Genomic DNA, 20817 nt, shown 5'->3' with positions numbered 1-20817 from the left:
CTGTTATTATATTAATTTAAAACGATGCTCTAATACCAAATGTAAATGTTGGCTCAATAGAGAAAAAACGTCTTCCTAAACCATGTGCTTCTGGGTCAATGCCTTCATCATTCTTAGCCCAATAAAAAAGATTATCTACCTGAAATCTTATGCCTAAATCTTTAAACGGCGTTTTAGACAATACATTTTCATTAAAATTATACGAAAAGATAAGCTCCCTTAATTTTAGATAGTCTGCCTCTAATACATTAATGTCGGCACGGGTAAACAATCTCTCAATATTCTGAGGTGCTGACGCTGCAGCAGGAATATTTGTAGTAGCTTCATCTCCAGGCTGTCTCCATCTACGATTTACATCACTATGGTATGAAATAGGAACTGCCGAATATATGCCGCCATACGTATCATTAATCATTACATGCCCTCCATTATAGACAAATAAAAATGACAGTTCGAAGCCTTTATATCTTATATTATTCGTAATACCACCACTAACTGTTGGGTCTACGGTACCTGTATGCACAAGATCAGTAATTTCTGCTGCTCTAGAATCTGTAATTACCGTACCATCTTCCTTAATTGCGGTAGCACGACCTTCTTCATCTAACCCTCCAAATCGATAGCTAAACAAGCTATTGGCAGGAAACCCTTCAACTATGGCAGGTACGGCAACTCTAAAGGCAGGAAGATCATTTTCGATAAAGACTCTCTTCACCAAATTTTTATTTGTTCTAAGGTTGATATTTGAAGACCATTGAAAATTTTCTGATTGTATTATATTAGCATTTAACCCTATTTCAAAACCTTTATTTTCAATGGAAGATTGGTTTAAAACTAAAGTTGGAAATCCACTAGTTGGATCTGTCTGTACAGGTGCAAGTAAATCCTCACTATTTCTGTTGTAATAATCTAAGGTAAGGTTTAAACGGTTTTTAAAAACAGATAGGTCTAAACCAATATTTGATGTATATGTACTTTCACGTCTAAGCTGATTATTAGCAGGACTTAAGATGCGATTAGATTGTGATTGTGTTCTAAATGCAAATTGAGTTTGGGCAATTGTAAAGGGACCTTGCAAATTATCTATATTACCATTTACACCATAGGTATAACGCAGGTTTAGGTTATCTATAAAACCGACATTAAAGAAAGGCTCGTTTGATACGTTCCATGCTAAGCCAGCAGACCACAGAGGCTTATATCTAAACTTAGGATTTGTGCCGAATAGATTAGATTGGTCGACACGTATGCTTCCAGAAGCGGTATATCTACGCTTGTAAGTATAGGAAGCGTTTCCATAAGCAGAAACAAAGCGATTTACTTGCTCAGTAAAATTGTTGAAACCTAAATTTGGGTCATTAACATCAAAAAATAGGATACTACTATTAGAATCTTGTGTGGGTATACCCTCTCTCAATCCCAATTCGTTAATAGACTGGAATTGTAAGCTAACAGGGTTGTATCCAAATCGAGTCACAATGCTACCTGTAGAGGAAATGCTTCTTAATTCAAAACCTGCGATGCTATTAATTATATGATCAGAATTAGAGAAATTCTTATTAAAATTTAATAGACCTCTGAGTGTATATGATTCTCTATCGCCTCTGGTAGCTCTTAAACTTCCTCCTAAGGGGATGTTATAATCTTCTGGACTCCCAGTAAATGAGTTGCTTGCGGCATTGTTGATTATATTTCTCATTTCTCGGGAATCACCTGATGCAAAACGATCACTTTTTGAATTACCATTTTCATATTGAAATCCAATAGTACCCTTTAAATTTTTTAAGATGTCTATATTTAATAAAGCCTGAAGTCTCATATTAAAACTTTTACTACTAATCGATCGATCGTTAAAATCTGATAGTGGTATAAAGGTTTCGTCTAATAAACCTAAATCTATTAATCGCTGTATTTCTGATGGGCTTTTACCACCTGTTCGAATATCACCAGTAGATACGCCAAGAGAGCCTAATTCTACGGGTAATGGGTTGCCATTACTATCTCTTAAAAGATTATACGCTGGTAAACCCAACAATACATTTCTATCTAAAATATTTTCTTTAGAATTGAAAAGCGAAAAATTTCCAGAAACATCCAATTTTATTTTATCTGATAGTTGCGAACTATTTCTTAAATCAAAAATAACTCTATCTGCATTTTGAGTTGGCGTATTTGGTTTATTATTTACATAATTTAAAGAGGCTCTATAGGTGTTTTTAGCAGACCCACCACTTATGGAAATATTTTGCTGCAATTCTGTGACATCTTTAACTAGTTCGTCCTGTAGTTGTGATAAGTTATCTGTTCCACGTAATCCGTTGATGATGTTATTGGCTTCATCTTGTGTAATTACGCCAAATTGTGCCCTATTCAATGCGTTATAAACGCGATCAATATTAAAAGTAGCATCTAGAAAAGAAGGTGAACCATCTACAAATGTGCCTTGATGCAGATCAATTATATCATCAGTAGTAGCTCTTTGTAAGCTATATGAAAGATCTGGAGCTTGTGTTATAGCGTAACTGCTGGTGTAATCTACTCTAAATTTCTCTCCTAAAGCTCCTTTTTTTGTAGTAATTACAATAACACCATTTGCAGATTGAGATCCATATATAGAAGCTGCTGAGGCATCTTTTAATACGGTTATGGTTTCTACATCATTTGGGTTAATGGTAGAAAGATCACCTACCAACGGAAAACCATCTACTACTATAAGAGGATTAGCATTACCTGTTACAGTTGCCAAACCTCTAATATTTAATTTTCTTGCACCTTCTTCCGTAGGATCTGGAGTAAGAACAAGCCCAGGAACCAAACCTTCTAACTTATTTGTAATATTAGTTCTGGTTTTTCGGTCCAATTGTTCGTTAGTGACATTTTTATACGCAGCAGTAGTTTCGTTTGCTTTAATTTCTTGATACCCTGTTATTATTACCTCATCAAGTTGATTAGCACTTTGAATAAGCTGAATGTTTATTTCAGAACGATTTTCTACTTTAACTTCTTGAGTGGTATACCCAATATAAGAAAAAACCAAAATTGCATCAGCACTGCTAACTTTAATAGTATAATTACCATTAAAGTCTGAAGCAACACCATTTGTTGTACCCTTTTCAATAACAGTTACTCCAGGCAATGGTAGCCCTTCATTATCTGTTACAACACCTTTAACCTCATCTTGTAAAGAATTAGCAACTTCAGGTTTCTTTGTTAAAAGAATAGTTCTGTTTTTTGTTAATTGATATGCATAATCACCATGAGATAATACCTTTATAATTAAGTCGTGTGCTTTGATTAAGCCTTTTTTTAATTGAATCTTTGGGCTTGCCTTAAATGCATCTGACTTGTACACAAAACGATAATCAGTTTGTTTTTTTATCATTTCAAAAACTTCATCTGCTGTCACTAATTTATCTGAGTCTATATTAATTTTAACATTTTGCGAAAAAACATTACCAGAGGATAAACTAAAGACTGCTGTGCAAAATAAGAATATAAATATTTTCATAAATAGTATAAGCGTTCTTCTCTTAGCCAAGAAAAGCACCGTAGTAAATTTTAATTCCATAAATTTGTAAAGTGTTAGTTAATATTTATTTTAATTAATACCTAGAAAGGGAAACAATGGTTTGTGTCTGAAAATTCGAACCATGTTTCCTTATTTTTTATTTAAAAATTATAGTTTTATCTTTAATTTCATATATTAAATCATTAGGATTAGCAATAGTTAAAAGAATTTCTTCAATAGATTGTTCTTTACCTAATACTCCTGTAAATTCAACTGATTCAATTTCAGGATTAGTAAAAATAACATGCACATCATACCATCTTGAAAGGGTTTTCATTATATCTTTTAATGCCATATTCTTAAAACTAAATATGCCATTTTTCCAGGCTATTACCTCTGAAATATTTACATCATTAAGCACTTCAATAGTTCCTGTATCAATATTCATTATAGCCTGTTGCCTTGGAGTTAAAAAATTATTGTTTACCAGATTCTTTACTAACACTTTCCCTTCAACCAAGGTGGTAATTATATATTCTTCATCTTGATACGCATTAATATTGAATTTGGTACCTAAAACTTCAATGTCTTGTAAATTAGAAGTTACTTTAAACTTTGAATTATTGTTTTTTGAGCTGGGAGAAACATCAAAATAAGCCTCACCATATAGTAATTCGACAACTCTGGTCTTCCCTTTAACAAATGAAACAGGATATTTTAATTTTGATGCTGAATTTAACCAAACTTGGGTGCCATCTGAAAGTTCAACGTAGAATTCGCCTCCTCTAGGCACAGTAATGTAATTATATTCAACTGTAGCAGTTATTTTATCATTTTGTTTCTTCGTATACACTAACCCCTTACCGTCACTATAAACTTTATTAGTGGCGAAGTTTTTATCTTCTTCGATAGTAATTTGTTTGCCATCTTCTAAAGTTAAAATAGCTTTGTTAGTACCTGGAACGATAGCCTTTTCTTCTACAGTTTTATATTCTAAATTTTTAGTAGTTGTATTATACCAAAATGGCACACTTAGTAAGAACGCAAGTACAGCTACTGCTGTTGTTTTATAAAAGTTTTTCTTGAAAGTTTTTCTTTTTCTTTCTTTTAACTTTCTTTTAATATTTAATCTTGCTTCTTCTACATTAAATTCGCTCATACATAAATTTGTTATATGATTTGTTTTTACAAATCGATTAAAAAAAGGTAAATTTTCAGTATTCCCTAGCCAAAAATCTAAAATTTTAAGGTCATCATATCCTGCTTCATTATTTAGAAATTTAATAATAATTAATTCTATTTTTGACTTACCCATTTATGCTTAGTTTACAATATAGACGTGTAAATTTTATTACCCCCTCTATTTTCTTTTATTTTCTTTTCATTTTTTTTACATTTGGCAAACTAAAAACCATTAGAACTTTTTAAAAATTGAATATAAATAAAGATCATTTTTTAATTGCACGTCTAAAAACTGGAGACGGCAAGGCATATGACATGCTTATGGATCTTTATTATCATAAATTATGTGCTTATGCACTTTCTTTAACAAAAGATAATGTTCAAGCCGAAGATATCGTCCAAAATGTTATTGTAAAGATTTGGACAAAAAGAAAAAAGATTGAATTTTCTTCGTCATTAAAAAATTATCTTTACCGCTCTGTGTATAATGAATTTATTGACGAATTTAGAAAAGACAAGAAGCTGCTTTATTTAGAAAAGAAGTACTTAGAAGCACTAGATCTGGTTATAGACGATAAACAGCTTGATATTGACTTTTTAATGAATCTCGTCAATAAAGAAATTGAACAACTGCCTTATAAGTGCAAAAAAATATTTATTTTAAGTAAAAAAGAAGGTCTTACGCATATTGAAATTTCAGAATATTTAAACATTTCTATTAAAACTGTCGAAGGGCACATAACAAGAGCTTTTAAAATACTTAATGACAAGCTTGGCGATAAAATTAAGCCTATATTGTTTTTGCTATTTGATTTTAGAAATACTTTTAAAAGCTACAATTTAGATTAATGATGTAGCGTTTTATTAACAGTTTAATAGGCTAATGATAAAAATTTTACACGTACAATTTCTTGTGTCCTAAAAAAATTATTCCTGTAAAAAAGAGCTATACATCCAAACCAATTTTTCTTGCTCTCTAATATAATCGCTCATTAGAGCATTAGTGCCTTCATCATCAATTTCTGAAGATAAGTCTAAAATATGTCGCTGTTTTATCAATAATGTTTTAAAAGCATTTAAAATTTGTGCTACACACTCATTGCCATTGCTTACCTTAGTCGCTTCTTTAATTTCGGAACTTTTTAAATAGCTAGTGTATTGATGATTTGGATGGTAACCTAACGTAAGTATTCTTTCGGCAATATCATCTATCTTTACAAAAAGATCATTATATAACTCTTCAAATTTAACGTGTAATTCAAAAAATTTATCGCCTTTAATATTCCAGTGAAAGCCTCTTGTGTTTTGATAAAAAATTGAATAATTAGCCAACAAATCATTTAACGAATCTGCTAACTCTTTTGCTTTTGTATTATCTAAACCTATGTTATACCATTTCTGATTTAAAAATACTCAAAAAATGTTTTAGAGTATAATTCATAGCCAGTAATAGATTTAACTAACCGAGGATTGAGCTGATTAACCATCTCTGTAATTTTATCTTGCAATATTGTAATATCTTTAAAGAGTTTCATTGTCACTTTAGCTTTCATCCATTGCCAAACTTTCTCGGCAGGGTTTAGTTCAGGACTGTAAGGCGGAATTCATATAAGTTTGATATTATCAAGGACACTAATGCTTTGACAAGCACGGAATCCTGCGTTATCGATGATGATGATTTTAAGTTCTCTAGGGTTTTGTTTACTAAAATCGTTAAGGAACCCTTTAAAGATAGTATTGGAGAACCATGGTGTCTCCAATAGAAACTATCTTCTGTAATAGGTGAGAAACAGCCCTAAAGCCATAACCATTTATAACTATGCTGGTATCTTCCTACTAGTTTTGTTTGGTCATCAACCTAAACCTGCTTTCATCTTGAAAGTAAAGGTTCATACTATCATACTTATCTTTATTTAGAATAGTTCTAACCTCAAGTAGCCTATCCGGTAGTTTTTTAAAGGCCTCTACAGCCTTGTCATCTTTTTTATGATGGGATTTTCGTGCTACTTTTAGAACACTATTATAATGGGCTCGACAATGACTGTAAAGTGTCTTGTAATTTAAAACCAAACCAAAATGGTTTTCAATCCATTCCAAAAGCTCTACATAACTTGTTATGCTCGTGGATGAATCCGATAACTTTACTGATAGTGCTTCTTTAACTTCTTTAGGAATTTGCTCTTTGCGAGAACCGCGACTTTTTATCTTTAAATAAGAGGCTATCCCTTCTTGGGCATATAGCTTTAGCCAATTATATATAGTCTTACGTTCACGCTTAAGCTTTTTTGCCAATTGGTAAGTGTAGCTAACTTTACCTTGTTTTATTAATAATAATGCTTTTGCCCTCTGATATTCCAACAGCTTGGTCTGTTGATTAAGTAAAGCCTTTAACTCTGACTCACTTTCATGAATAACTATGTCTATTTGTTTTGCCATATAGCAATATACAAATTATTGAGTAAATTAACAAAAGAAATAGTATTAAACAATATTTGAGCATCGACCAAACGAAAGACAAAATTTTGGAGCGGAAAGGAAACGGAATAAGCGATGGAAGAAGAGATGGCTTTATGCCATCCCTTTTCCGAAAATATTTTGCGACGTTTATATTTCGGAAATATTGTATGAATACTCTCTACCACAAATTTTTCTATAGAAGTTAACCGCATAAAAGACCTATATTGAAATAGATGAACAGGATATAATAAACAGAGTTTGAAGAGCAAATAAAAGCCATAAAATAAATGACTTTTTATATTGGTTTGGAATATTACAAATTATATATTTGCACCATCAGAAAGTAAAGCATTTTACTTTAAGTTCATTTATAATATCGTCAACAAATCGGCTAACAGTTAAGTTTCAGAATCTGTAACAGACTGATAACTATAATATTGTGTGGTTTGGGTATAATCCTGCCACCCCGACTTTTAAAGGTTTATTACAAACCTAAAAACAGTTAATCAAATGGAAATCAGTAAATTAAATTTTTACTATTTCCATTTGTTTCGTTTTGAGAGTATATGTTAAGGTGTCCTAATAGGTGTCCTATTTATTTCTGTAAAAATTCGTATCTTAAACTCTCAATCGCGCATTTGACTTTCGTATAGCGATTTGGCTTTCGTTTAAAGTATTGTTTCACTAAAAACGAAAGTAATGAGAACTTCAAAAACATTTAGTATTCACTTTTGGTTGAAAAAATCAGCCGAAAAAAGTAATGGACAGATTCCTATTTATGCAAGAATTACTGTAGATGGTATTCGTGCAGACGTAAGCACAAAGAGAAGTACGCTACCTCACTATTGGGTAGCTTCTGCCAATAGAATTAATTCACGTATTTCTGGTGCAAAGGCAATTAATCAATATTTAGATAATGTATATGCCAAACTTTTAGATTGCCATAAACAGCTCTATGTTGAGAATAAATTAATTACAGCCCAAGCTATCAAACAACGATATTTAGGTAAAGATAAAGCTGTATCTACATTAAAAGAGTTATTGGATTATCATTTTAAAAATGAATTACCAAAGTTAGAACCAGGTACAGCTAAAAACTATGGTGCTACTGAAAAATATTTGCTGAAATTTTTATCTAAAAAATTAAAGGTATCTGATGTCAAATTGGTAACAATCGATTATTCGTTTATAACAAGTTTTGAAAACTATATGCGTGTTTGTAAACCATTAAGAGCTTCACAACCTCTAACGAATAATGGAATTATGAAGCATCAAGAGCGCTTTCAAAAGCTCCTGAATATTGCTGTAAAATTTAGTTGGATAAAACAAAACCCATTTATTTTATATCAATTAAAATTCGATGAATACGATAGTAATTATCTAGAAACACATGAGCTTGAAATTTTCAAAAACTTGACTTTCGATGATGATGGATTACAATTAGTGAGCGATATTTTTGTCTTTGCTTGCTACACAGGATTGAGCTATATTGAAGTTAAACTTTTAAAAAAGAATGGTATTGTAACAGGTATTGATGGTGAGCAATGGATTCATGTTCACAGAAAGAAAACAAAAACGCCAGTGAAAGTTCCGCTACTTGATGAAGCTAAGCGCATTTTAAAAAAGTATTCCGAGCATCCAAATGTCAATAATGATTACTCCTTACTGCCGGTATTTAGCAATCAAGCGACTAATAGGTATTTGAAAATAATTATTGAAAAAGCAGGAATTCATAAGCGAATAACCTTTCACGTAGCACGTCATACTTTTGCGACTACTGTTACTCTGCTGAATGATGTTCCGTTAGAAACTGTCTCAAAATTATTAGGTCATACTAAATTGTCAACCACTCAACGTTATGCTAGAGTTTTAGAAAAGAAAATCAGTAAGGATTTCGGTAAGTTGAAAGTTTTGTTAAAAACGAATATAAAACAAAATTGTTCGTATGAAACTACATCGCACAATCATCTGCAAATTGTTCGATAGAAATACAAAAGCCTCTCAATTGAGAGGCTTTCATTTACTTTAATTGTAACTTTCTATTCCCTTTCAATTCCATCAACTCGATTTTCAATTTTTCATTATCACCTAAAACAAACTTCGGTAATGTTAGTACAAACCGCTTTGAATGTTTATTCTTAACCATTGAAGGAAACTGAAATCTATGAATAATTTCTTGCTCCAATCTTTGGTAGGAAGCTTTGCGTTTTTTGTTACCATTAATGCGATATACATTTAAGTAATCAATCTCAAAATCAATTCCAGAGTTATTGGTAAATTCTATTACCAAATAGACTTCATCGCCTTGATATACCATTTTTTGTAATCGTAACTTTATACCTTTATTCCGTTTTGTTTTTAGATTTTCAGGTTTTAGTTTTAAAAGATACTTGCTAAACCTTTCAAAAAAAGTGATTCTCTTTTGTGCTTCTGAAATTGGTAGTACGCTTGGTTTTTCCTTAATGGCTTTTCTGACTTCATTACCAATACTTTCTCTTAATCCTACAAAATAGTTAAGTTTTGGAAGCTCTTTTTTATACTTTAAAATATAGGAATAGACTTGTCCATCATTGGTGACAGCTAAAAGATTACTTTCTGTTCCTGATTGGGCTTGTAACAAACCAAAATATTGTTCTTTTTCGCGATTATAAGTGAATACAAAATTTGAAGTTCCAGTGATTCCCTGACGTATGGGTTTAGGAAAAAACAGCGCAACATTTTTATGCTCATTGACATAAATGGTGTCTAATGGCTTTTGTGCTTGAACTGAACTAATTAAAGCTAATGATAGTATAATAATATATTTTTTCATAAGAGTGAGTTTTAAAATTATCTCTTTGAGATTTTTAAGATTAATTGGTAGTTGTCAACAATCGTCACTTTAACGTTGCGATTGTTGCGCTGGAATAGTTTTTTGATGCCTGAAACCTGGGGAACGCCAGCAATATTGATATCGTTAATGGCATCACCAACCACTTGTTGTCTCACTTCAGCTCTAAAACTATTTTCGATATAAATACCGTTGCTACCATCTTGATAATCGTGAGCCGAAAGTTTTACAGGTTGGTGATTGATATGTTCAATGGATATCATTGTACGATTGGGTTGAAACTTTACAAAACCATAAATTGGTGCGTTCTTGGGTAAACGCTTTCCGTTTATGGTGGCTTCTTTTGTTAATCGCATTTCCAACCTAAAATTTTGTCGAACAGTTTGTTTTCCATCTACTCCGACGAAAATTTGGGCATCCGTATTTTGATTAATAAGCATATCATTCTTTACAGGATTCGATGCAAAAAATAGCTGATGCTCTAAGCCTAATTCTTTGGCTTCAACAGCTGTTTCCTGTTGCTCAATTTTTGAGGTAGTATCTCTTTCAATTACGATAGTTGGTTTGTTCGGAATTTTAGACTTTCGGTAGGATGCTTCGGTATAATTTATTTTTCCTTGATTGTAAATACTATCAATCATTCGCATCTTCTCTTTCTCTAACAAATCTTCATCATACACTCCTGTGGAGTCCAGTAAGCGTTCATCATAAATACTGGGCGCATTGGTTTGGCGTACTTCTTTTAAATCGTCCAGGGCTTCTAATTTGGACTTGTATTCTTTCTGTTCATCTTCCAATTCAGGAACTGGAATTTGACTAGTATCAACAGTAGGTTCTTCATTATCGCTAAAATTGATGACATAGTACGAACCAATGAACAATACCACGCAGAGTATCAATCCCGCAAAGACAATTTTATTCTTTTCTATCTTCATAGCTTTCTATTTTTTTAAGTTGATTTTCAAAAAAGTTGGTAATGAGTAATCCGTGTGTGTTCTTCGGAAAGTTGCGATTGACGTGGATTAGATTTCCCGATGTTGTTAACTCATAAGTATCAACAACAGATCCTCGATTTATTTGAAAAATAGTTTTGGTTTCGAACCCATAGGGTTCATTTTGTAAGTCAATTTTGGTGTCGATACTTAATACTTTCTGAACTAATGAGTACTGAAGTAATCTGTTGTATACTCCATCTGCTTTTTTCTGTCTATACAATGCATCCACAGAGCTATTACCCAACCAAAGCGCCTTTTCTAAATTCTTTTCATAATTACTGGCATCGATGTTATAAAAGTAGTTGTGAAACACGTCTAAATGAGCAAGTGTTTCCACACCTAAATTTTCCAATTGTGATACCATCCTTAAAGGAATGACACTACCATCACCATTTACCACAAAGGCATTATTTACAGTTTCTTTGTGCAATTTTATTACCATCACTACCGAAATGATACAAGTAAGGACAGCTCCAATAACAACGGTTAAAACTATAAAGCGATTTAACTTTAGTATAGAGTAGATATTTTTATAAGGTGTTTTCATATTTAAATTGAGTTTTGATGCCAAATGCACTTTAAGTGCTAAATAGCCTAAAGACAAAAGAAGTAGCACGACGGTAGAGTTTAAATTTCAGGAACACGATAAATCCTAATGAACCAAATTCAATGAGTGGTGCAAAGAATTCACTTCCCCAATTTGTTCCGAATAAATCATTCCAAAAATTAGTGTTGATTTCCGTATAGAGATTATTGACAAAGACATTCACGAAAAAGAAAGCAGGTACAAGCATATACACACCGGCATAGAGCTTGAAAAAGTTATAGGCTAGGTTTCTGAATTTTTCAAATACAGCCAAACTAATCACCAAAGGGAAAAAGGCTTGCATAATCCCTAACAAAAAGAATCGCTCTGCCAGGAACAATGGGTAGATAAACAAATCAATCAGCCATAAGAAAATAGCCATGATAAAAGACAAAACTTTTAGTCCATACAATGGTGTCACCAAAGCTTCGTATAACATTGCTAATGCTTTTTTGGCGGCTTCCAAGGCACCCACATCCTGTTCCAAATCTATATCCTGCATCTGCAAAGGAAGGAGTGCCGGAGCCGTGTCTCGGTATTGGGTTTCGATTGCCACTAAAATGGAATCGAAAACACCTAATACCTGTGTTGAAAAAATGACTATAATGACAATAGCTAAGTTTTTCGCTAGTTCCGTTGGTGTTAATCCCCAAGTATGCCCATCTGTTGAGGCAATACCCTCGTTGTACTTTTTAAGAATATTGATTAGAAAAAACAGAATAGCCAGCGTCTTCATTCCAGTAATGGTGTACTGTGAGAAGTCACTATTTTTTATCGTAGTGAAAACCGTATCTATATATTCTAATCCTATTCCTAAAAACATCTTTTTTAATAGCCTGTTTCTCTGTTATTGATAATGTCTTGCATTTTTCTGAAGGAAATAATCTCACGATAACGTTTGGTTTTCGCTTGCACTTCGGCAACCATTTCCTGTGATTTTAATTCGTGTTTTTTCAATACTTCTGCACGTTCAGCATCTGTCATCTTCATGCTACCACTTGATAATATCTGATTGATATAATCAACAGTGGACATTGAACTTTCTATGATTTGTGTAAAAGATTCTGTCACGCGATTGACTTCATCTGGTTTGATATACTCCGAGTTTAAAATCTCTTGTAAATCACCTTGAACCATATTGAATAATTGCTGATTATTCTGAATGATGTCTTGCACCGCATTTAGTTGCTGAATAACATTACTTACCTGCTCGATACGTTCTTTTTGTTGTTTTAAAAAGTCAACTGTTTTCAATAATTGTGAAGTTTGTTTACCAGCTTCAAAGAGCTGCTTTGCTAAACTGATAAAGTTGGTGTTATCATAAACTGGCATCCCCTGGGCAGTGCCAGTGGCACTAACAAGTATGAGCAACGCTGCGGATAAAATTGTTTTCTTGATTTTGTTTTTACTCACCAAATTCTTATTTCCTTGGTGGTGTTCGTGATTTTTCTTCGAAAAGTTCATTTTTTTACGTTTTAAAGATTAATACTAAATGCAGTCTATGACTGCTTAATAAATATGTTGATGGCTTTTTCCATTGAGCCGTGTTCTTCAAATAGCGCCATTATCTGCTCGCTTTCCTTACCGTCTGTGAGGTATGCAGCAAAGACTTCTTTAGGTACTTCTAATCGGAAAATGTTGCTTTCTTTTCCAATCTTGATAAACATTTCGGTATACTTGCGTTCACCTGTTAGATTGTTTCGAATGGATTTTAATTGGTTTAAATCGTGGCTTGAAAGGTTTAAGCGCTTTTGTAATTCATCATAACCTTTCTCATTACGTAAGCTGTAAATCACTTGAGTGTTTTCTAGAATACTTGCCGATGTGGAATTGTTAGGCAACTGATTAATGGATTGTAGAATAATACCAATCGCCCCATTTTGTTTTCTAATAGCCTGGTAATAAAATTCTACACTTTCGAGTACGTTATCAAACTTCAATTGTTTGGCAAACTCATCAAAAAGTATAATTCCACGTTCAGAACGATTGCGCCAGATGGTTCGTTGGATAGCCGATTTTATCAGCTTTAACATTACCGAAAGAATTTCCTTATTATCCTTTACTTCATCAAGCTCGAAGACAATCATTCGCTTATCTTCAATCTTATAAGTTTGGTCTTCACTTACATTGAACAAGAAGCTGTAGAGTCCATCATCGACATACTCCGAAAGGATGTGTAAAAAGTTGTAGACACTAAAATGCTCTTCTTGTATTTTAAGTTCCTGAATGAGTGTATCTTTTTTATCATCGATAAATTGATACAAAGAAGCAAGGGAATTATTCCCATTTGTTTTTTGATAGTAATAACGAAGTGCTTTTTTGATAGCTACTTCGTGCGCTTTAGTTGCATCCTTTAGTGCCAATAATTCCAATAAGAATACACCCAAATCTTCCAATCGTTCTGGTGTTAGGTCTTCCTGTGAAGAAATATAAAATGGATTGATGCCAAGGTTCTTTCCCTGCTCGTAACGTAATATGATATGGTCGTCTGGATAAAGCTTTGCAAACTTGGAATACGAGCCTCCCAAATCGATAATCACCAAGCGAACTTGTTGTTCAAAATACTGGCGTAGAATATTGTTTGCTAAAAAGGATTTTCCCTCACCCGTAGGTGCAAAAATCGCAAAGTTTCTTGCCTTGATGCGTTTCTTTTTTTCATCCCAAACATCTTTTAAAACAGGAATATTGTATTGTCTGTCGTTAAAGATAATTCCTGTTTTGTCAGACTTATAATTGCTGTTATTGATGTATAAACACAGTGCGTGTTTTAAATCGGTGACGTACAAATCTTCATTGGAAAAATTGGACGAAAAGCAAGCATAAGAATTTAGAAAAAAGTTTTTTCGTTCTTCCCCTTTTGGATAATAAGGTACAATGTCCAGTTCTTTAAATTCTGTCTTTATTTTGGATGCAATTCTGCCTAACTCTTCGGCTTCCTTACTCCAGAAAATGACGTTTAAATGTCCTCTTATAATTCTTGAAGCATCATCCTCATTAATTTGATTTACGATGTGTTGAATTTTCTTCAGCACCACTTTATTATGAGAACCGAAGTTGGAACTCTTATTAAGCTCTTCAATCTTCTTATCAAGTAGCTTGCGCCATTTATGTTTGTCATCCAAATAAATGATTTGATTGACGATGTGATTTTCATTGAGATTTAACCCTAACCCATCAATAAAGCCTTGGTGAAACACAAAATCATCTGAAGTAAATTTATCATTGGTTTTACTGCTTTGTACCACTTCGCCAAAACATAACTCACTGTTTACAGCCAGCACATCAAAGTTATAGTCTCCAATTTCAATGTGCTTCTTTTTTAGCTGAACATCCGTATCAAATCCCTCATTAAAACCATTGAAATAACTGTTTGTGTATTCCAAAATTTCATCTTGATTCATTGGTTTCATCAGTAGCTTTCGGCTATTATTAATAAAGGAAACAGCATCATTTACCGAAGCCATAAACTCAGTAATGTTATGGTCCATTTTTTTATGGATGCCTTTTTCAACTTTCCGGAAAGGGTTGACAAACTTTGTATTGTTCAACGCCTTATTGAAAGGCATGATAAAGAACAAATAGCTTTGATGCTTTAAGTAATCTCTTCCTTTGAAGTGGTTGTATGTCGCTTCTTGAAGAAAAGTATTTTTGGGTAGCCTATCGGCCACATAGTGGCCTTTTTGATATACATCTTGTTTATGAATAACTGTGCTTGTAGGCAAGGATTTAAAAGCTTGAAACCATGCTCCGTGTATGTCTTCAAAGTCTTTTTCAGACAAAGAGTAGATTTCAGGCAATTCCCCCTTAAAACATAATACTACATTGCCATTATTGGAAAACACCAAATGGTTTTGAATATCTAAAATGGGATGATATGCTGATAGGTTTATCTTACTCATAATAAAGGTGACTTTCTTTTTTATTACTTATGGTTAGCGGAAACACCTTTTTAATGTGAAGTAATGCTGGGTTTCTGTTAATATGCGTAAGTGCCACATATAAAACCGCATTAATGGCAAATACCGAAATGATAACAGTAAAACTGAACGAAAAGATGATGAACAATAACGAACCTATTACGGATGTCATCATCATAGCGAACAATGAAATGGGTAAACCCATTATCATTGCGCGCTTTCGTATGTTTTTATAGACTTCGTAGCGTTTCATACTAAACTACGATGCTTATTAGGTAGGTAAAGATGCCGACTACTGCGCCCGCAATGAGCACAAATACTAGTACGCGCGTGATTCCTTTTTTAAGGTCAGCGTTTTCGCCAAAGAAATGTCCTGCATTAAAGAGGAAACCAACGAGGAAAATAACGCCTAATAGAATTGGAAAAATGGAACGAATGGTATCGGAAATATCATTTACCGAATCTTCTATACCTCCAATTTGTGCAAAAATGGTGTTTGAAATAAATAATAATAGTGAAGTGAGATACAGTGATTTTTTCATATCGAAATAGATTTAAAATTTGCTTGATTTTACTTTTCGAAAAATACTGTATATTGTAATTCATATTATTGATAATCAGTTATTTGTGAATAAAATAAATTTTAAATCAGGTTATATCTGTTTGATGCGAATTGACATCAAAATGTATGAAAAATAGAAAGGCTTATGTTGATAACCCTAAAACTTTTAAAGCGTCAAAGACTCAAAAACGTCGTACTTCGACGTCGCTCAGCACAAGTTTTTGTGATTTTGCTGCTAAAAGTCTGTTTGATTTTTGGTCAGAAACAAGTGGTAGTTATCGATGTTGGACACGGCGGAAATGATACTGGTGCCATTGGTATAAAGGATATTAGAGAAAAGGATGTGGTCTTGGATATTGCCAAGCAAATTATTGAGCTAAACAAAACTGTTTTACGTGATGAGTTTGATATTTATTTAACCAGATACACGGACACCCTGATTTCTCTGGGTGACAGAAGTAAATTGGCCAAAGCTTTAAATGCTGATGTATTTGTATCATTACATTGTAATGCTTCACCAACTATATCGAATGGTGTTGAAGTTTATGTACACCATTCTGATAGAGAAAATACTAAAGACTCAATTGGTTTAGGGTTATTAATTTTAAATGAGGCTACCAAAAAATTAGGTTTTGAAAAACGAGGCGTCAAGTTTGCCAATTTTCAGGTATTACGAGAGGTAAGAAATTATCCTGCCGTATTAGTTGAAATGGGATTTATGACAAATGCAGATGAAGCTGACTACTTTAAAAAGTCTAAAAACGTAAGAGCGATAGCGCTTTCAATATTAGTGGGAATTACTAATTATTTAAAACTGGAATTATGAAAGATTTCTTTTTAGAGGTTATAATTATTTTAAGAGAAATACTAAAAATTATTGTACAATTATTTCTTAAGAAATAATGATAAAAATCATTACCATTCTTGCGGAATTAGGGCACTATATTCATTTGTCCCTTCATTCCCTCTCCATTCTTCTACAAAATTAACAACTTTTGGGTCAATATCTTCCCACATTGATTTTGGAACATGTTCCAAAATAAGAAGTTGGATATTATATTCAGTATTTTTCAAAAATTCCGCTGAAGCTTCAAATATTTTTTTTGTATCTTCAATATCCTTTGAGTTTTTTTTGACTTTGCTCTTCATATTTAAGCTTTCTGGGTAATAAACCTGACTAGGCTGATCTAAAACCAAAAAAGACGGTATGTAGTTGACTTTTTCTGATTCATTCAGTTTCCAAAAAAACTCATGTAATCCAAACATTGTTGCAAGATGATATCCCATGTAATTTGCTCCACTACCCAAACGAGCTAAATAATATTTATTTCCAGTTTTAGTGTCTTCAATTTTTATATTTAAGCTACTATCTGGATCAAGATGAACAATTCTATTTTCTTTAGACTCGATTGAAAGAATTTTTACGTATTTCCCGATTAACTTAGACAATCTTATGAGAGAAGCTTCTTTGTCAAATTTGCTACGTAATCTATTGAGTGAAGTCTTTTTAGTCGCAATTTTTCCGTTTAAAACTTCTATATCATTATTTAATTCCCCAGATGGTTCAATTTTACTCAAATTAGAAATAGCATGTTCAACTTTACCAATAAATTCATATGAATCCTTAATCCCTTTTTTTAGTTCACTTTCTTGTTCAAACAAAATTTTCAAGTTCGATTCAATTTCCAAAATTTTATTTTCGGTTTTTTGAATAACAGAACTGACATCTTTCTTCTCCTTATCAAAATTGTACTCTATAGACTTAGCTTCTTCCATTATTTTACGATTTAACTCTTTTTCGTCATTTAAGGAAAGAAGCTCGTCAATTGCTTTAGTAGATTCAGAGTCACAAAAAGGACAGTGATTACTTCCATTTTGCTGTAAAAACCACTCTACTGGTTTTAATCGATTCTCTTTTTCTTTAATTACTTCTCCTAAGAGATCTTCTTTAGATTGTTGAAGCTGTTCTATCTTATATAATTTATTCTTTGATGTATTTAAATTTCTTACCAAAGAATCTCTTTTATCAACTAATTCTTTAGCTTTTTTACTAAATCTATTTGCGCTTCCTTTTTGATAAAGTTTCCCCTTTCTTGCGGATAATATTATTTTCGCTAATGTATCTTTTATAACATTAACTGATGCTGTTTCAATATTAATATCCGAATTGGTTAATCCCAAAGAAACAGCTTCGCTATAATATTTATAAATGTCGCTTTGCCAATTTTCGTATTGTTCTTTTAGGTCTTCAAGAATATTAACCAGTTTAGTTCTTTGTTTTTCTAAATTATCAATTTCACTTTCTAAAGCTATTATATCATACGAACTATATCCTAGAATAAGCGGAAAAAGGGTTTTTAACTTTTGAAGATGCTCCCAAGAGTCTGTTTTATAAAACATAGTTGAAGGGTTCGCAATTATATTTTGCGTCTGAAATTGAAATGCTGCAGTATCTCTAAAACTGGCCGCTGCGTTGAAACCAAAATCGCTATCATCTGAATAATTTTTAAACCCTGCGAGTTCGCTAAGCATTTTCTTTATAAAATGAGTATTAACTTTGTATTCAGATTTTTTTTGTAACCACTCATTACTTCTCAAAGTTAAATTTTCTCCTTTAACATTCTCTTTATAAAAATACATAGATGATTTAGATTCATCGTAATTCTCGCGTGCGATAAAATAAAATTCATTTCCAATTTTTAAATAAAGTGCGTACACACTTACAGAATTTCTTATTTTACCAACAGGAATATTACATTCCCCGCTCCCTAAACAATAATCAATTATATCTATAATTGCAGATTTCCCTCTCTGGCTATACCCTGTAATTATGTTCAACTTGTCAAAACTGAAAGAGATAACCCTTGGCTTGGATTCTAAATTAGAAGGGTAAAGAATAATATTTTTTATTTTTAATTGCATTAGAATCTAATATTTAAAGTGAGTTGAATATTTTTCTCGCTGTTCTTGGCAAAAATATGCCCCAATTTATAGGCACTATCTTGAATCATTCTAACAACATTTTCTCTTCCAAGACTGCTTATAATATTTATCTTTTCAGTCTGATACCCTCGAAGAATAACCACAGTTTTTTCGGGCTTATTATAGGATAAAATTTTCTTACTATAAAGAAGATTAATAGCTTCAAATGTTTGAGGGGACATTTTATTGGATCGATCTTGAAGTCCTAAAATTACGTTCTTATCATTTGCCAAAGCAGTGTAAATCTCATTAGAGCTTTTAAAAGTATCTCGAGATTTTCTATGGTATACAATGGGTAGGACGTAAAATAGATAAAGTAATTTAGGAAAATTTAACTTCTCGGGTTTATGCCTAGCAATCTTATAATAACCTAATGTAAAACTATGAATCGCTAGTGCGCTAATTGCACTATTTTGCATAATTCTATAAAGATCAAACTCTTTTTCGTAATCTCTAATCATTTTTCTTTTTTAAATATAAATTTTCCCAATTTGGATGCCATCCGATTTTAGGGATATTTGATAGCTTCAGAAAACCTCCATTTTTTATATAAATATTATCTGCATGAAAAGAATAATCTAATTGAAATTTCATTTCTAATTTTTTCATGACATGATTATAAATATTAACAGCCATTTCATTCATCTCATCTTCAGTATACTCTTCAGTTTCCTTAATAATGAATGAGTCAAAAACATCTTGCCATTGTTCATAGCATTGTTCTATGAAATGATCGAAATCGGTTTTAGTAAAATCTCCGACTTCATTAATTATATATGTGTGTTCGATTTCATACCTTAAGTAATCCTCAATGGCCTTTCTAATAATCCTTTGTTTTGCCTCTTTCCTCAAAGAAATCCCCTCTAACTGTTGCACAAAAACGTCTCCTTTTTTTGATTCTATTAAATCGTCCTCAATTTCTATTTGATTTTTACCTCTAAAAATTGCCTTAATTATGGAAGGTGAATCTCTTAAACTTTGATACTTGTTATCGAGATCTTTCTTTTTTATAATAGCAGTTTTTCCATTTCTCCATTTATAAATACAACTATTTTGTATCCATCCTAATAATCCTTCGTAAATATTATCTCTTTGTAAATCAGTAATATTATCTCCTCCTAAAAACAATTTGCCACAAATTTTATCCTTAAGATTAATTTCATCTTTAACCTTTATGCCAGAAAGCAAAATAGTTAAAAGTTCTTCCTGTTTCAGAACCGCGTTAACAATAGAAGAGATTTTGTTTATTGCTGTTAAATTATCTCCTTTGTCCATTTTTTCTTTTCTCTTCTTAGCCAACCTTGACTTTAAATCCTTTATTGCTAAAACGGACTCTTCTAAAGTTCCATTCGATAAAGTATTAATCAAAGAATTTTCAGGTATTTTCTTATTCGTTGCACAAATAAATTCAGTTTCAGTATTAAATGTTCCATCTTCCAATTTAGTTAACCAAATTTCAATTGTTCTCCAAAGACTATAACTACCATCTGAAAAAGTTGAACCGCTTTGAGAAATACTATGTTTGGCCTGTAAAGTCATAAGAACAGTTCCATTTGACTTGTGTGTAGCGACATCATCAACATCCTCAATGGAAAGGTAATCTTCACCATGTTCTAAAGAGGTTAATTCATGTAACCCTTGTTCAAATTGATAAATATAACCTGCAAATGGTCCTTTTGCAACATCAGACATACACTATATTTAGTTTATCCAAAGAACACATAATTAAAAAAGCCAAAGGAAATCCATTAGCTCTTAAGTGTTAATATATTGGATGTTATTGACTATAAATATAATA

General features: G+C 32.2%; 19 protein-coding genes. 3 read left to right on the top strand and 16 right to left on the bottom strand.

The genetic code is table 11. The features are described 5' to 3' along the window. Positions 1–16: 16 nt before the first annotated feature. Both AC1EUY_RS00200 and AC1EUY_RS00195 read right to left on the bottom strand, forming a co-directional pair. A complete protein-coding gene (locus AC1EUY_RS00200; RefSeq protein WP_480193499.1) occupies positions 17–3568 on the bottom strand; it encodes a SusC/RagA family TonB-linked outer membrane protein in 3552 nt (1183 codons plus the stop codon). A gap of 97 nt (positions 3569–3665) precedes the next feature. After that, positions 3666–4823, bottom strand: a complete 1158-nt coding sequence (locus tag AC1EUY_RS00195; RefSeq protein WP_321977982.1) for a FecR family protein — start codon at positions 4821–4823, stop codon at positions 3666–3668. Between the two features lie 116 nt (positions 4824–4939). On the opposite strand from AC1EUY_RS00195, the gene AC1EUY_RS00190 reads away from it, so the two are divergent. Beyond that, positions 4940–5539, top strand: a complete 600-nt coding sequence (locus tag AC1EUY_RS00190) for an RNA polymerase sigma factor (RefSeq protein ID WP_321977980.1) — start codon at positions 4940–4942, stop codon at positions 5537–5539. Between the two features lie 78 nt (positions 5540–5617). Here AC1EUY_RS00190 and AC1EUY_RS00185 read toward each other — a convergent pair whose 3' ends face one another. The 3 genes from AC1EUY_RS00185 to AC1EUY_RS00175 form a co-directional block, all read right to left on the bottom strand. Next, complete coding sequence (locus tag AC1EUY_RS00185; RefSeq protein ID WP_321978037.1) at positions 5618–6076, bottom strand: Dps family protein; 459 nt, start codon at positions 6074–6076, stop codon at positions 5618–5620. 17 nt (positions 6077–6093) lie between these two features. Continuing rightward, positions 6094–6294: a transposase gene (locus AC1EUY_RS00180; protein WP_415859568.1), complete on the bottom strand. Its 201-nt coding sequence runs from the start codon at positions 6292–6294 to the stop codon at positions 6094–6096. Positions 6295–6526: 232 nt separating this feature from the next. Beyond that, the gene (locus AC1EUY_RS00175) at positions 6527–7126 is read right to left on the bottom strand and encodes a helix-turn-helix domain-containing protein (protein ID WP_321977978.1); all 600 of its coding nucleotides are present in this window, start codon (positions 7124–7126) and stop codon (positions 6527–6529) included. A gap of 720 nt (positions 7127–7846) precedes the next feature. On the opposite strand from AC1EUY_RS00175, the gene AC1EUY_RS00170 reads away from it, so the two are divergent. Continuing rightward, positions 7847–9133 (top strand): site-specific integrase, encoded by a 1287-nt coding sequence (locus AC1EUY_RS00170; protein ID WP_480193498.1) that lies wholly within the window; start codon positions 7847–7849, stop codon positions 9131–9133. A gap of 34 nt (positions 9134–9167) precedes the next feature. Here the strand turns inward: AC1EUY_RS00170 and AC1EUY_RS00165 are convergent, their stop codons facing one another. The 8 genes from AC1EUY_RS00165 to AC1EUY_RS00130 are packed head-to-tail and all read right to left on the bottom strand — an operon-like array spanning position 9168 to position 16017. Then, positions 9168–9959: a DUF4138 domain-containing protein gene (locus AC1EUY_RS00165; protein ID WP_480193497.1), complete on the bottom strand. Its 792-nt coding sequence runs from the start codon at positions 9957–9959 to the stop codon at positions 9168–9170. Positions 9960–9976: 17 nt separating this feature from the next. Continuing rightward, on the bottom strand, positions 9977–10912 hold the full coding sequence (gene traM, locus AC1EUY_RS00160) for a conjugative transposon protein TraM (protein WP_480193496.1): 936 nt from the start codon (positions 10910–10912) through the stop codon (positions 9977–9979). Continuing rightward, positions 10893–11519, bottom strand: coding sequence for a conjugal transfer protein TraK (locus AC1EUY_RS00155; protein WP_480193495.1), 627 nt, complete (start codon positions 11517–11519; stop codon positions 10893–10895). The genes traM and AC1EUY_RS00155 overlap by 20 nt, the downstream gene beginning before the upstream one ends. A 31-nt stretch (positions 11520–11550) precedes the next feature. Beyond that, positions 11551–12381, bottom strand: a complete 831-nt coding sequence (locus AC1EUY_RS00150) for a hypothetical protein (protein ID WP_480193494.1) — start codon at positions 12379–12381, stop codon at positions 11551–11553. 5 nt (positions 12382–12386) lie between these two features. Beyond that, positions 12387–13022 (bottom strand): TrbJ/VirB5 family protein, encoded by a 636-nt coding sequence (locus AC1EUY_RS00145; protein WP_480193493.1) that lies wholly within the window; start codon positions 13020–13022, stop codon positions 12387–12389. Between the two features lie 35 nt (positions 13023–13057). Continuing rightward, positions 13058–15457 carry a TraG family conjugative transposon ATPase gene (locus tag AC1EUY_RS00140; RefSeq protein WP_480193492.1) on the bottom strand — a complete coding sequence of 800 codons (2400 nt, stop codon included), beginning with the start codon at positions 15455–15457 and terminating at the stop codon, positions 13058–13060. After that, positions 15450–15728 carry a hypothetical protein gene (locus AC1EUY_RS00135; RefSeq protein ID WP_480193491.1) on the bottom strand — a complete coding sequence of 93 codons (279 nt, stop codon included), beginning with the start codon at positions 15726–15728 and terminating at the stop codon, positions 15450–15452. Before AC1EUY_RS00135 ends, AC1EUY_RS00140 begins: the two co-directional genes overlap by 8 nt. A gap of 1 nt (position 15729) precedes the next feature. Next, positions 15730–16017 carry a hypothetical protein gene (locus tag AC1EUY_RS00130; protein ID WP_480193490.1) on the bottom strand — a complete coding sequence of 96 codons (288 nt, stop codon included), beginning with the start codon at positions 16015–16017 and terminating at the stop codon, positions 15730–15732. 267 nt (positions 16018–16284) lie between these two features. Here AC1EUY_RS00130 and AC1EUY_RS00125 point away from each other — a divergent pair, with 267 nt between their 5' ends. Continuing rightward, positions 16285–16863, top strand: coding sequence for an N-acetylmuramoyl-L-alanine amidase family protein (locus AC1EUY_RS00125; protein ID WP_480193489.1), 579 nt, complete (start codon positions 16285–16287; stop codon positions 16861–16863). Between the two features lie 89 nt (positions 16864–16952). On the opposite strand, the gene AC1EUY_RS00120 is transcribed toward AC1EUY_RS00125, so the two are convergent. From AC1EUY_RS00120 to AC1EUY_RS00110, 3 genes are read right to left on the bottom strand one after another with little or no spacing between them, the layout of a single operon-like run. Next, entirely contained in the window at positions 16953–18959 is a 2007-nt protein-coding gene (locus AC1EUY_RS00120; protein ID WP_480193488.1) for a DUF3732 domain-containing protein, read from the bottom strand. Then, positions 18959–19480, bottom strand: a complete 522-nt coding sequence (locus AC1EUY_RS00115) for a three component ABC system middle component (RefSeq protein WP_480193487.1) — start codon at positions 19478–19480, stop codon at positions 18959–18961. Before AC1EUY_RS00115 ends, AC1EUY_RS00120 begins: the two co-directional genes overlap by 1 nt. Continuing rightward, on the bottom strand, positions 19473–20711 hold the full coding sequence (locus tag AC1EUY_RS00110) for an ABC-three component system protein (protein WP_480193486.1): 1239 nt from the start codon (positions 20709–20711) through the stop codon (positions 19473–19475). The genes AC1EUY_RS00115 and AC1EUY_RS00110 overlap by 8 nt, the downstream gene beginning before the upstream one ends. Positions 20712–20817: the final 106 nt, after the last annotated feature.

It is taken from the genome of Maritimimonas sp. 2210JD6-3, assembly GCF_056591795.1.
Note: the sequence above shows the minus strand (reverse complement) of the source record. Positions and strands in the feature narration are given on the sequence as shown.